The sequence below is a fragment of the Spiroplasma endosymbiont of Polydrusus pterygomalis genome (assembly GCF_964030825.1).
Taxonomy (GTDB): Bacteria; Bacillota_I; Bacilli_A; order Mycoplasmatales; family VBWQ01; genus Spiroplasma_E.
Window position 1 is genome coordinate 37,530 of sequence record NZ_OZ034964.1, and the last position, 13,621, is coordinate 51,150.

Here is a 13,621-nt window from a genome sequence, read left to right on the forward strand (position 1 = left end):
ATTAATTGTATCATATTTTCTATATTAAATATAGATAATTTAGTGATTATTTACTCTTATATTTATTAAATTTATTATATACTTTATTATTAATTTCTTCTTGTAATTCTTCTAATTTTAAAAGTTGACCATATTGAAATTTTCCTGAGTTACTAATGGTATAAATTGTATTATTTTGTAGTTGTAAAGAAACCATTATTCTATTATTAACATTATCTCAATCCAAAGATTGAATATCTGTATTTAATTCACCATATAAAAATTCTTTACAAATAAAAATATATTTTTTACTACTTATTTGATTTTCAAAATTATAATAAATTTTATATTTATTATTTGGTTTAAAATCATATTGAATATGATTTATATTTAATTTTGTTCCAACTTCTTTTCATTTTGAACTATTTGGTTGCTTTTCTAATATTTCATTAATTGCTTGTAATAATTTTTTATTTTTTGTTTTTAATAATTTATATTCATTATTTTCAAATAAATCTTTACAAAGTAATGAATTTTCTTCATCATGTAATGTAATTTCATTTGTTTCAGTATTATATTTAAAATATTTATTTGCAAATTTTTTATCTTTTATTTTTGCTTTTAATTCATTAATAGCACCAACAATAGTTTTATCTGTTGTTTGTAAAGCAGGATTATCAGTACCAAGAGCATTTACAGCAAAAGCATATTTAAATTTATCGATATCTACTTTATTTTCTAATTTTTTATCAATATATCTTTTATTAGCAGCATCATCTTCTAATTTTGGATCACCAACTCGTGTTAAATTTCAACCTTGTAAATTAATATCTCTTGCTCATTTTAAATTAGCATCAGTACTTGTGCTATTTCATATACTATCTCTACTATTATTTTTTATTTCATTAATAGCACCACTGACAGTTTTATTATTTGTCTGTAAAGTATCATATTCTGCTTGATTAATTAAAATATTAGAAACATTATTATTTAGACTAATAACTTTTTCTTTTTGACCCATTTTACCATCGACAAGTTGCATACTATCATTACTAAAATATTGGGTAAATAATTCTTCAGTAGTTAAATTATCAATACTTTTAATATTATTAGTATCAATAGTAATAGTAGTACCTATAATACCAATAGGATTAGTTTTAATAATTTTAGTTCTAACATCATTACTTTGTAAATTTGTAATTCTTAAATATGATTCAAAAAAATTATTATCATTTTTTGCACTAATAAAACTATTACTTTGATATGGTTTAACATTAATAGCAAAACCTTGAAAAGTTAATCTTTCTTTAATTTTAGATAAATTAATATATACTTCTGGCACAATATAATAAGGATCATTAGGGTTAGTTTGTTGATAAGTAATACCACCTTGGGCAATACTTGCTTGTGCTCTCATATAATCTACACCTTTACCAAGAATAAATCTTACTTGATGAGCAGTTGCCGTTTGTACAATATCAGTAAATTCTGTAGGTTCTAATTCTGGTCATTTAGTACTAATATTATTACCACTAGCATAATTAACACAATCACTAGCTTGAGTAATTGCTAATCATATATCATTATCTGGTGTAGTAATATCATCAAATAAAGTATTATTAAAATAATTACTTTCTTTAAATTCTTCTACTGTAATAAACATTAATGGGTCTTTAATAGCCATAATAATTTACTCCTTAATGTAAAATAAAGGGTATTTAAACCCTTTAAATTTTAACTTTAGTTACTTTTTTCTTATCTTTTTCAGTTAATTCTTTTCTAGAAGCTCTTTGGCGAATAATATCATTTTCAATTAATTCTTGTTTTTCTTCATTATTATTAAAACTATCTAAAGATTTAGCAACTGATGTAGTTTCTAATTGTAAATGTTTATTAATTTCTTTAATATTATTTGTAATATAATTAATTAATTTTTCTTGTTTTAATTCTTTTGCTAATTTACTTTTCTTTGATTTTGTAATTGATTTACCAAATAATAAAAATCCTAATGAAATACATATTCCACTAGCAACTGCTCCACTTAATACTGCTGATATTAATTCTATTGAAAAATTCATTTTTTATTCCACCTTTTCTATTTTATTTGAATGTTGTTTACAATTTTTACATTCTTTTTTATGCATTTTAATTTGTTTATATTGATAAAATAAATAAGGACTTGTAATAATAATTGGTATAGTTATTAATGCATATTTAATTAATTTTCCATAATTCCCTAATTTAGTAATAAGATTTAAGCCAATATGACCAAACATAGGAAATAAAGTTAATATTAAATGATCTGGTCATGTAAAATTATATTGATTAGTATAACTTCCTATTCCCATTTCTATTGGTATTTTAGGTATTAATCATGGTGTTGTTGTAAAAAATAATGTTATTAACATCCCTATAATATGACTAGTTATTTTTAAAATATTTGATATTAAAATTTTTATTTTATCAATATGAGTACTATTTTTATTAAATCAAATTTTATTTAATCTTTTAAATTCTTTATTATCTTTTGAAATTGGATTAATAGTATTTCATATCCCAATTGGTTTAATTGGTTTTTCTAAATCAATAATAATTATCACCTACTTTCCTTTACTTTTACCATTAATACTATATTTTTTATAAGTATTTTTATTTTTATAAATTGAATAACCAATATTTTTAAAAGTACTATTTTTATTAGTAGTAAATATTGTTCTTCTTACATCTCGATATGCTTTACTTCCAATTTCAGAACTAGATAATGTTTTATATGTTTTAAGTCTAAAAAAACCACGTTCTAATCGATTAATAAAGGCAGAAGTTTTTAAAATATTAATATTTTTTGCTTGTAAAACATAATAACTTTTTCTTCCTTTAGTAATACCTAAAGTATCTTTAAGATTTTTCTTTACATATGCTCGTAATTGACTTGGTAATCAACTTCTTAATCAATATTTTCAAAAGATACTACCAGCACCAGAACCATTTTTACCCCGTTGTTGTGTCATTAATACTCATATTTCTTCGGGAAATGATGGATAAGTATAAGGACCATATCAACGTTTATTTTTACTTGTATCACTTTGAAATAAACCAGTTAATAATCCAGATTTTAATTGTATATTTGATTTATAAAATGTACCTTTTTTAAATCAAGAACTAGACAATATTACTCAATCTTGACTATCTTTATTTAATTCTGCTTTATTTAATTTTTCTTTATTTTCTTTTGTAACACCTTTTTCAGAAAATTTACTTAATTTATTAATAATTGAACGTAAATATTTAATTTCATCTGGAGTAATAATATTAAGTAATTTTTTTAATATATTTGGATTAAAAATACTATATGGTTGATCTAATTCTTCTTTACTCACATTTTCATTTTTTAAAGTTTCTTGAAAATCTTTATTTTTAAAATAATCTTTTAATAAATCAAATATTAAAATTCTAATATCATTACTTGCTAACATATAATAAATTAATTCTATTATTTGTGGAATCATGTTATAAACTCATATGATTATAATCTCAATTTAATGAAGTATTATCATTATTTACTGGTACTTCACTCATATTATCACTACCATATTGACTACTTGTTTCACTATTAATAGTAAATCTATCATCATTAATTAATCTTGTTGTTTCATTTGTAAAGGAAGTTTCTTGCATTTCAGTATTATTATGTACTGTTTCCATAGGTAATAAATTATGAATAATTTCACTTATTCCTGCAATAATAGTAGGTATTGCATAAGCATTATTAAAATCGTTATTAATCCCCATCGCAACACCACTACTAATTAAACAACCACCAGTTGCCATATTTGCTATTTTTCGTATCGTTGCAAATTTATTAGGTATTAATTCAGTTAAACCATTAATAACATTGGTGATACCATAAGCATTTAATGAAATGTAAGTATCTCAATCCATTAAATGATTATTAGTAGTATTATCATTACTAAATAATAAATCTGGTGGAAAAGGATTTACTGTGGTTGTAATTATTGGACTTTCTGTTGGATTAGGATTAATTGAATTATTAGTAAATTTACTATAATTTGTTAAACCAATTGTTCCTAATCCTAATAATATTTTTTTACTACTATTAATTAATTTAGTTTTAGTAGTTGGTTTTTGGTTCAAATTTCAGATATCTAAACCTAATTTTTTACCAAATAATAAAGAATTAATACTTCCTAATATTGGATTTGCTATTACTTGCCCATAATATGCACTTGTACCAATCATTGCACAAATAGGACTAATGCCCGTTCTTATTAATTTAGTTAAAGTATAATTATTATTCAATGGTATAATCTCAGCATGTTGTGGCATGTTTATTTTCTCCTTTTAATAATTGATTATTTTTTTTAATTTGAATTATGACTTTCCCTTTACAAATAATATTATCTCCAACTAATACTGCAAAATTATCATGAACATTACTTACTATAAAATAATCATTTCTTAATTCTGGAAATTCATAAAGTAATATTGCTCTTATATCTTCACTAGTATTTAATTCTTCTGGCTTTGGAGAATTAATAATAATTTTTGTTTTTTTATTTATAAAATTATAAATATATTGCATAAATTAAGCCTTTACTGCTTCATAATTAATGACTACAAAACCTTTATATAAAGTATCTTTATCTTTTGCAGTAATAGTTGCACTTGTATTTGTAATTTCAGTAATATCGACATGACCAGTTGTATATGATAAATTTTTAGACTTAATAGCATTTTCTAATTCTTGTAAAGTAATTTTATCTCCAGTAATAGTAATTTTTCCTAAATCAGTAATATAAATTAAATTTTCTAAATCAATTATAAAATTATCAAAATCAGCAATTTTATAAGTTGCAGTAGATTTATCTTGAACTTTTGAATATTCTAAATTTTGTGCTTGTGTTATTTCTGCTATTGTAGGCATAATTGCTTGAATAATATATTGTAAATGTCCTCTAATCATTGTTGGAACACTATATAATGCTTTACAAATTCATTTTAAATTACCAGTTTCGTTATCAATTACTTGTCGAATAGATTGAAAACTTGTCGGCATAGCAACAGCATTTTTATGAATAAAGGCACTAAACATTTTTCGTAAATCAAATGTTTTTTGTAAATGTAAACCTGTTTCTGTACCATGTTGAAATATTTGTTCTAAATAAAATGATTTCATTAAATCAGTACCAAAAATACTATCTTTATATAATTGTCCAGTTACTACAGTATCAGCAGCAATTGCAGCATAATTTAATTTTTGAAATATTTTTGTAAATTGTAAATAACTTGTAAAACCAACTGCACCTTTAATATCTGTTAAATTAACTCCAACTTCTGCTTTAGTTACTTTTTTAATTAAATTATTATTTTTATTACCAATTATATAAAATGCTTCTAATGCACTATCTGGTGTTAAATTAAGTAAATTAATAGGTAATACTTGTGATTTAGCAATACAATAATCTTTAATACCAGTTAAAAAAATTGCTTCCATAACAAATAAATAAGATTTAATCATTGAAGAACTTCATTCAGCAATTAATGTTGCTCTAATATTTGGATCACTTGCTAAAAATCTTTCCATATCAAACTCTTCAACTCTTCATTTTAAAGTTAATTTTTGATCCATATATACTGTTGTTGATTTTGCTTGTGTTCATTGATTAACTGCACCAGTCATCGGGTCATAATCACTACCTCAGGTAATACGTTCAGCAATCCGATAAATAGCAGTACCTATACCATTTAATGTTGCTATTTGGTCAGCAATTGCTGATGTTCTAAAAAACATAGTATTAGCATCATTATTAAGTACTCCTCTAACTTGTGCTTCAGCAATACTTAAAATAGCATTTTCAGTTTTACTATTACCACCAATAGTTAATGCTCTTACTGGGTCAATATATGTTGTTGCCATCTTTTATTCTCCTTATTTTATAGTAGAGAATAATTGTTTTGCAAATTCCTTTAATTCTTCTGGATTAGTAATACCAGTAGTTTTAGCCTTTTCACTTAAACTTTTTTCTTGTTTAGTTTTATAAGCACCATCTAATTTTAATAAATCAGCAAAATTAAAATATTGTGATTTATCTTCTTGATTATTAGAATTATCAGAATTTTTAAAAATCTCTACATATTCATTTTTAATTTTATTTAATGCCTCTGATTTTGATAAATCTTTATAATTTGGCAATAATGATTTAGCAAGTGTTACTTGTTTTTCATTTAAACCATTAAATAATGATTTTTCTTCAAATTCATTAACTTTTTGTTCATACTCTTTTATTTGTGGTTCAAATTCTTTCTTTACTTCTTTAAAAACAAAATTTCGGTGTTGTTCTAATAAAGTCTCAAATTCTTCTTGAGTATAATTATCTTTTTTATTATAGTTAAAATTTTTCATTTTAAACTCCTTTAAATCTATTATTAAGCAAATAGTCATGCTTTTTTCATATATATTATAACATTATTTATAATTTTTATAAATAACTATTGAATTTTTTCCTTTAAAAGTAAAGAAAAAATCTATATTAAATATAGATTTTTAATTATTACTATCATTGTTAATTTTCCTTATATTTATTTAATTCTTTATTTACTTGATTATTAATTTCTTCTTTTAATTGTTTATTAATAATATCTTTATGAATTTTAATTTTCATTTCTGCCAAAGCATTTTTAAATTCTTCTGTATGAAAATTACAAAAAGATAATAAATTATCTCTAATATAAGTATAGACTCTTTTATTATTTTCTAAATATCAAGTACGTTTTAATTTAATTTCAATTTTAATATCACAATTTTTAGCCATACATTTAATTTTAACAAATTTAGTTTTCATTATTTATTTTCCTATAAAAATATCAGCCAATTAATAAACTATCTGCTTCATCATGATTATTAACTTTTATATTTCAATTATTTTCAGTAATAATTATTTGTACAATTTCTAATGAATGTTTTTTTGTTCATTTTTTATCATTTTCAAAAAAGACAAGAAATTCTTTAATATATCAATTTTGTCATGAACTAGGACTTATTAACATATCCTTAGTTAATAATTTGTTAAATTGCCCGGCAATAAAACCCCTAAGATGATCTAATGTTTCTTTACCTTTACCAAATTTTGGATTAAAAGTCCCGCGTTCTATAATTAAATTTGTTTCTCAAAAATGGTCTCTATATATTGCATGTTTAAATTCTTTTCATTCATCATTATTAAATTTTTTAAAACTAAAACTACTTACCCATATTGGTTTTTTATTTTCTCATAAAGTTATTCCAGTATTTTTAATGCTGGGATCAATTGAAAGTAAATAATTAGTCATTATTTATTTTCCTTTTTATGATTTTTAGAATGCTTTATATTTTCTTCATCACCTATTAATTTTTCTCCACAATATGTACATTGATATCATGTTCAATAACCCATTATTATTTCTCCTTATTTTTTAAATTTCTATATTCTTTTCATTCATTAGGTGTTAAATTTTTAGTCAGCATTAATTTTTGATGAAGTAAAGTATATCTTAACTCACTTTCTTTACACATTATTTATTCTCCTTTACTATTTCTTTTATATTATTTTTATCTTTTTTCATACCCAATAATATAATTACTGTTCCTATTAGAATTGTGGTACATATTATTAATAATGGTATTACTAAAATTAATTTTTCTCACCAGAACATATTATTTTTTCCTTATATTATTTTTTAATCTAAATATAAACTATCAATAATATCTTGTTGTTCTTCAAAATTAAAATTATTAGTAGGAGGTTCAAAATTAGTTGTAACTGTTTCATCTTTTGATTTTATTGTTGATTTTTTATCACTTTCTGGGACAAACTCATTATTTTTATCATTATTTGGATTATCAATATATATTTTTTCATCATTAATAAGTACTGCTTGATCTGATTCATAAGCAGTTTGTAATTCAGTAGTCATTATTCCCCATCTTCTTAATAATTGAGTTAGTACAGTCTTTTTAGACATATCTTCAAAACTAGCAACAGCAAACTTTTTAGATTTAGCATAAGTTTTTGAATATTTTAAAAAATGTTCTTCTACTTGTTCATTAGTTCAATATAAAGTTTTTTCAAAACCATTTTTTAATTTAAAATAAGCACAATAACCTACTATTTTTGCATTTAATCTTTCTAATGGATTTGAGATAAATTTAAATTTTATTTCATCTTTTAAATAATCTATTTTTTTAATTTCATTTTGTCTTACATCAATAACATTAATTCTTTTATACTGCTGACTACGTAATGCTAATTGAATATAACCTTTATATCCCATTTGAAATTGAGCATTATTTACTTTAGTATTACTATCTCAATATGGAACAACATAACAATATCCAAAGTTTTTTTCTAATGGTAAATTAAGTAATACTGATTGATAACAACTTGCTACTATTGTTTCTGGATTTGCTTTTTCTAATCCAAATTGATTAGCAATTGCTAAAACATTTGACTTAAATTTTTGTATTTCATTATTATTAGTAATACCTTTATTTTTAATAAATTTTTCTACATTTCCATTTTGAATATTTTTAATAACTAATTGATTCATATTTATTCTCCTTTTGCTTTATTAATTCTTATAATTTCTTTTAAGATATAATTTATTTGTTCTTGGTTTTTACAAAGTACTTTTCAAATTTCATTTAATTCTTTATTTTTATTCATGTCACTTTTCCTTTCATAAAGCAAGTGCCATTTCTCACTCATGTAATTTTTCTTTTGTTATTTCTACTTTTATTAATTCAATTTGTTTTTCTTTTACCCAACAAATAAAATTAATATTTGATAAATCAAAACCATTATTTTTTAAAAGTCAATAATATGCTGTTAATTGTAATTCTGCTTTAATTTTTAATACTTTACTCATAACTTTATAAGTTTTAAAATCAATAATAGTATATAAATCTAATTTATTTTTAAAAATTAAATCTGGTGTACCAGCAACAACATCTGCATTAAACATTTGTTCACTAATTGTCTCTAAATTTCCAGTAAATTTTTTTTCTAAAAAATTTAATAATGTCAAACAATAACTTAATATATTTTCATTAAATTTATTATTAACTAATTTATCTTTTATTTTTTTTACTAAATTATCATTATTAATATTTTTAAAATATAATTCTGCTACTTTATGTACAATATTACCTTTAATAATTGCTGGTTCTAAAATTTCTTTAGGAATTTTGTCATAACTAGATCCAAGATAATTATCAAGTATTTTAGAAACTGAAAATAATTCTTTATCTTTTAAAAAATACTGATGTGTTTTTTTATTAAAAATCAATGACATTATTAATTAATTTTCTAACTAAAGCAGATATTTTTATATTTTTACTTTGACAAAATTCTTTTACTTTTTGAAACTCATTTTCATTAAGATATACATTAAATCTATGTTTTAATATTTTATTATTATTTTTAGGAGTTCTATATCTTTTTGCTTTCATTATTTATACTCCTTTATTACTTCAAAAGTTACACCTTTAACTTCAATACCACTTTTTAAAGCAATTAATATTGCTGATTCATTAATTATTCAATATTCTTTATCAAGAATATCTGCATCAATACTTAATATTTTATAAGTAGTATATTGTCTAAGACCTAATATAGTTTTAGTTTTACTTTGTTCTTTTAATGTTTTAGTTTCTTTAATTTGATTATCATAAGCAATTTGTTTTTGTTTAACTGGTAATAATAATTCTTCTTTTTTATTTTTAATTAAAGTATCTAAACCATTTTGTCCAGCAAATACTGATTTTCAATTATTTAATTGTTTTTTAATAATTACATTATAATTTTCAATATTTTTAAATTCTAAACTAATAGTATCTAATATTTTTTTATTATCTTTTAAATCAATTTCATTAATAATATCTTTATTAGATTGTTTTATATAACTTTCTAAATAAGGAATTTTATCATTAAGATTAATTACTTCTACTATTAATTGTTTTAAATTTTTATAAAAAGATTCAATTTCTGTTTTATATTCTTTAATATTATAATTTTCAATATTAATTAATTGATTCATTTTTAATTAATTCCTTTCATTTACAAAAAATAATGTTATGATATATTTAGTAGAGTGTGTATATATAAAAACCCCCTTTTTCTTAATTAATAATAATGTAACAATCAACATGTTAATAGGGTTATTTACTGAGCCAATATGGCTATTCAATTATTAACAACAATTACATTAAGCGATATACTGTTACTTTCTAACTTGCTTAACATTAGAAGCCTTTTATCCTGATATAAGAATAGGACTAAATCCAACAGTGTTTTATTTTTCTTACGACAGTTTATTAAGTTTTAATCTTTAACAAATATATATTTCTTAATTATTAACTTTCTCCTACTTGGTCACTGCGTGTAGTAGATATTTAAAGCGTGTTAATAATAAAAAAGAACAATATTTCTATTGTTCAGTGTTATTTTATTTCTATCCATCAACTTTATACGCTCTAATAAAATTACTTTTGCTTTTTCTAAAAAAATAAGTTACAATTTCTATTGAATATTTAATTTTTATTTAGTTTAAGGAGAATAACAAACAAATGCGCAGATTAATTATTGTATTTTTAACAATTAGTTTGCTTTATTCATCTGGCAGTACTATTGTAGCTTGTGGTGTTGGAGATGGTGAGAAAATTGAAATTAATTTTGAAAATAAACCAACAAAACAAACTTCTAATACCGATCCTTTATATGATTATGTTTATAATGATTATTATAAATATGATACTAATATTTTATATAAACCACTTAATGCATCTATGCAATTAGCAGCAGATAAAATTAGAATTGATCGTAATGCATTAGAAAATACAAATTCTGCTGCTCAGGATTTTTATAATAGTAATTCATATAAATCAGGTAATTATAAAAGCATTAATTATAATACTGAGAAAGTGGTAGATAAACCATTTTCTTATAAAGATGCGAAAGGAGCACCTTTGGTTTTTGGTTTGACTGATAATGATATATCTAAACAGCAATATTTTGGTTATTGATATATTTTTTATGACTCATCAGAAAAAGCACAAAAACCTAAAGCAACTGATGAAACTAGTATTGTAGTTCCGAAAATTAATGATTTTATTACTGATAAAAATAAAACCATTACTAAGAAGGGCTGAATTCATTTATTTTTCATAGTGAAAGATTCAAGTAAAACGTTTAAAATTGATTTTAATATTCAACTTAATGTAAATTTTAAATTACATGTTGATAAAAATAAAAAAGAAATAGTTGTTATTGACGAAACTACTGTTAATAAAGCTTTGGGTGAAGTTGATTTTCGTCATCCAGAAAATGTAATTCATGAACGAATAGCTAACATGATTTTTTCAGAAACATAATGATAAGTATTAAGATTATTTGTGTTGGCCAGTTGTCACAAACATACTGAAAATTAGCGGCTAAAGATTATTTAGCACGAATTAAAAAACGAACTAATATTGAAACAAAAATTATTATGGAATCTAAATTTAATTTAATTTCTACTAATATTAAAATTGAAAGCATTAAAATTAATGAGTATATCTTAAAAAAAGATGATTATCAATGATTTTTATTAGATTTATCAGGTACTTTAATAAGCAGTAAACAATTATCACAAATTATTAGTAAAAACCAAACTTATCAGCAAGGTAAAATTGGTTTTATTATTGGTGGTAGTAATGGAATAACACAAACATTAAAAGATAATACTAATTTAATTAAAATTTCATTTGGTAACATAACATTACCTCATCAATTATGTTATGTTGTTCTATTAGAACAAATATATCGTTCCTTACAAATACTTAATAATCAAAGTTATCATAAATAGTAGGTGAAAAAAATGGATAATAAAACTTTACTTGTTGATTCTTCATGAATGAATTTTTTTCAGCAAGAATATCAAAAATCATATTTTCCTAAATTATTAGAAGATATTAAAAAAGAATATCAAACTTATCTTTGTTATCCACAATGAGAAGAGATATTTGAAGCTTTTAAAGTAACTTCTTTATCAAAGGTTAGAGTAGTAATATTAGGTCAAGATCCTTATCATCAGCCACATCAAGCTCATGGTTTAGCGTTTAGTGTTAAAAAAAATACTCCTTTACCCCCAAGTTTAAAAAATATTTTTCAAGAATTAAAAAATGATTTAAATATTGATAAAGGTAATGATGGTAATTTGGTAAGTTGGGCTCGTCAAGGTGTTTTACTTTTAAATACAACTTTAACTGTTAGACAAAGCCAACCTAATAGTCATTTACAATATCAATGAGCGTCATTTACTGATCATGTTTTATCATTTTTAAATTTAAATTGTACTAATCTTGTTTTTATTTTATGAGGTAAAAACGCACGCAATAAGAAAGAATTAATTACTGCTGAAAAACATCTTATTATTGAAAGTGCGCATCCCTCACCTTTAAGTGCATATAATGGCTTTTTTAATTCAAAACCATTTAGTAAGACTAATGATTGATTAATATCAAAAAATAAAACTCCCATTAAATGATAAAAATAAAAAAATACTAATTTTAATATATGTATTTAAGCAAACAATGTTATGATATATTTGTTAAAATTAATCTAGTTTTGAAGAATATTTCGGGAATGGTGGTTAGATAAATGCCTAGTAATTTAATATTTAATCACATGCTTTCTGAAACATATGATATAAATACTTTGAATTTATTTAGTAGGATGACAGCTATTTACTTAATTATTTCTTTAAGTGCAATAATGTTAGTATATATTTTAATGAATAGTTTTTGAAAGTGATTTCGTAAAGATAAGTATAAAGGTGTTCGTTTCACTACTAAAAATATTGCATATATAACTATGTTATCTTCAGTGTCGGTAGTAGCAACTATTATTGTTTCTATTACCATTCCAATTACTGTATTGCCACCAATTAGAATTGCGTTTGAAGGTTTAATGATTAAAATAACCGGTTATATGTTTGGTCCAATTATTGGTATTATTTGTGCTACGGTAACAGATATTTTAGTAATGTTGTTTGTTCCCTCATATATTAGTATTTACTATATGTTTTGCATTGTTTTTACTGGTTTTTTAGCAGGTGTTGCGGGGATACTTAAAGTACGATTAAAAGACCATCCATGAGTTATTTTTGGTTTAATTAATTTTTTTATAATTTTATTTGCTGGTGGTGGCATGTATATTGTTATTTCAGGTAAACAATCATCATATTTAATGTCAGGAATTAACGTTAATAAATATGCTCTTGCTAGTATTATGGGTGGTGGTGGAATTCTTGGATTAGTAAGTATTTATTCTGTTTTATTATATTATTTATTAAAAAAAGAAATTTATAGAGTTAAAGAAATTTTACCAATTATCTTATTGGCAGTAGTAGCTGAATATGTAATAACAGTGCTTATAGCGTCTTATGCTGACATGACTTTATTTAATCCTAATTCAAAGGATTATGGTGTCACAGCAATTATGAGAATTGTACAAGCACCAATTAAAATTATAATTAATTCAATTATTATCTATATTACTTGAAGAACTGTTAATCCATTGATTAACATTGATAATACTAATTATTAAAT

At 22.4% G+C, this 13,621-nt stretch carries 18 protein-coding genes; 4 read left to right on the forward strand and 14 right to left on the reverse strand.

The features are described from left to right. Positions 1 to 46 precede the first annotated feature (46 nt). The 14 genes from ACQH25_RS00150 to ACQH25_RS00215 all read right to left on the reverse strand — a co-directional run bounded on the left by ACQH25_RS00150 (position 47) and on the right by ACQH25_RS00215 (position 10,071). Positions 47 to 1,663, reverse strand: a complete 1,617-nt coding sequence (locus tag ACQH25_RS00150) for a hypothetical protein (protein ID WP_425381290.1) — start codon at positions 1,661 to 1,663, stop codon at positions 47 to 49. 43 nt (positions 1,664 to 1,706) lie between these two features. Beyond that, complete coding sequence (locus ACQH25_RS00155; RefSeq protein ID WP_425381291.1) at positions 1,707 to 2,057, reverse strand: hypothetical protein; 351 nt, start codon at positions 2,055 to 2,057, stop codon at positions 1,707 to 1,709. A 3-nt stretch (positions 2,058 to 2,060) separates the two neighbouring features. Next, positions 2,061 to 2,579, reverse strand: coding sequence for a hypothetical protein (locus tag ACQH25_RS00160; RefSeq protein ID WP_425381292.1), 519 nt, complete (start codon positions 2,577 to 2,579; stop codon positions 2,061 to 2,063). After that, positions 2,580 to 3,485 (reverse strand): hypothetical protein, encoded by a 906-nt coding sequence (locus tag ACQH25_RS00165; RefSeq protein ID WP_425381293.1) that lies wholly within the window; start codon positions 3,483 to 3,485, stop codon positions 2,580 to 2,582. A 1-nt stretch (position 3,486) separates the two neighbouring features. Next, positions 3,487 to 4,323 carry a hypothetical protein gene (locus ACQH25_RS00170; protein ID WP_425381294.1) on the reverse strand — a complete coding sequence of 279 codons (837 nt, stop codon included), beginning with the start codon at positions 4,321 to 4,323 and terminating at the stop codon, positions 3,487 to 3,489. Beyond that, positions 4,289 to 4,579: a hypothetical protein gene (locus tag ACQH25_RS00175; protein WP_425380762.1), complete on the reverse strand. Its 291-nt coding sequence runs from the start codon at positions 4,577 to 4,579 to the stop codon at positions 4,289 to 4,291. Before ACQH25_RS00175 ends, ACQH25_RS00170 begins: the two co-directional genes overlap by 35 nt. 3 nt (positions 4,580 to 4,582) lie before the next feature. Next, a complete protein-coding gene (locus ACQH25_RS00180) occupies positions 4,583 to 5,914 on the reverse strand; it encodes a hypothetical protein (RefSeq protein WP_425381295.1) in 1,332 nt (443 codons plus the stop codon). Between the two features lie 12 nt (positions 5,915 to 5,926). Next, positions 5,927 to 6,400: a hypothetical protein gene (locus tag ACQH25_RS00185; protein WP_425381296.1), complete on the reverse strand. Its 474-nt coding sequence runs from the start codon at positions 6,398 to 6,400 to the stop codon at positions 5,927 to 5,929. A gap of 160 nt (positions 6,401 to 6,560) precedes the next feature. Continuing rightward, positions 6,561 to 6,839, reverse strand: coding sequence for a hypothetical protein (locus tag ACQH25_RS00190; protein WP_425380756.1), 279 nt, complete (start codon positions 6,837 to 6,839; stop codon positions 6,561 to 6,563). After that, on the reverse strand, positions 6,829 to 7,326 hold the full coding sequence (locus ACQH25_RS00195; protein ID WP_425380755.1) for a hypothetical protein: 498 nt from the start codon (positions 7,324 to 7,326) through the stop codon (positions 6,829 to 6,831). Before ACQH25_RS00195 ends, ACQH25_RS00190 begins: the two co-directional genes overlap by 11 nt. A 387-nt stretch (positions 7,327 to 7,713) precedes the next feature. Then, positions 7,714 to 8,583: a recombinase RecT gene (locus tag ACQH25_RS00200; RefSeq protein WP_425380754.1), complete on the reverse strand. Its 870-nt coding sequence runs from the start codon at positions 8,581 to 8,583 to the stop codon at positions 7,714 to 7,716. A 108-nt stretch (positions 8,584 to 8,691) separates the two neighbouring features. Then, positions 8,692 to 9,327, reverse strand: a complete 636-nt coding sequence (locus ACQH25_RS00205; RefSeq protein WP_425380753.1) for a PD-(D/E)XK nuclease family protein — start codon at positions 9,325 to 9,327, stop codon at positions 8,692 to 8,694. Continuing rightward, positions 9,311 to 9,484, reverse strand: a complete 174-nt coding sequence (locus tag ACQH25_RS00210) for a hypothetical protein (RefSeq protein WP_425380752.1) — start codon at positions 9,482 to 9,484, stop codon at positions 9,311 to 9,313. The genes ACQH25_RS00205 and ACQH25_RS00210 overlap by 17 nt, the downstream gene beginning before the upstream one ends. Continuing rightward, positions 9,484 to 10,071 (reverse strand): hypothetical protein, encoded by a 588-nt coding sequence (locus ACQH25_RS00215; protein WP_425380751.1) that lies wholly within the window; start codon positions 10,069 to 10,071, stop codon positions 9,484 to 9,486. Before ACQH25_RS00215 ends, ACQH25_RS00210 begins: the two co-directional genes overlap by 1 nt. Before the next feature lie 529 nt (positions 10,072 to 10,600). Between ACQH25_RS00215 and ACQH25_RS00220 the strand changes: the two genes are divergently transcribed. The 4 genes from ACQH25_RS00220 (at position 10,601) to ACQH25_RS00235 (ending at position 13,619) form a co-directional block, all read left to right on the forward strand. Next, positions 10,601 to 11,404, forward strand: coding sequence for a hypothetical protein (locus ACQH25_RS00220; RefSeq protein ID WP_425381297.1), 804 nt, complete (start codon positions 10,601 to 10,603; stop codon positions 11,402 to 11,404). Then, a complete protein-coding gene (locus ACQH25_RS00225; RefSeq protein WP_425381298.1) occupies positions 11,404 to 11,877 on the forward strand; it encodes a 23S rRNA (pseudouridine(1915)-N(3))-methyltransferase RlmH in 474 nt (157 codons plus the stop codon). The genes ACQH25_RS00220 and ACQH25_RS00225 overlap by 1 nt, the downstream gene beginning before the upstream one ends. A gap of 12 nt (positions 11,878 to 11,889) precedes the next feature. After that, positions 11,890 to 12,561 (forward strand): uracil-DNA glycosylase, encoded by a 672-nt coding sequence (locus ACQH25_RS00230; protein WP_425381299.1) that lies wholly within the window; start codon positions 11,890 to 11,892, stop codon positions 12,559 to 12,561. Between the two features lie 110 nt (positions 12,562 to 12,671). Next, the gene (locus ACQH25_RS00235; RefSeq protein ID WP_425381300.1) at positions 12,672 to 13,619 is read left to right on the forward strand and encodes a hypothetical protein; all 948 of its coding nucleotides are present in this window, start codon (positions 12,672 to 12,674) and stop codon (positions 13,617 to 13,619) included. Positions 13,620 to 13,621 lie beyond the last annotated feature (2 nt).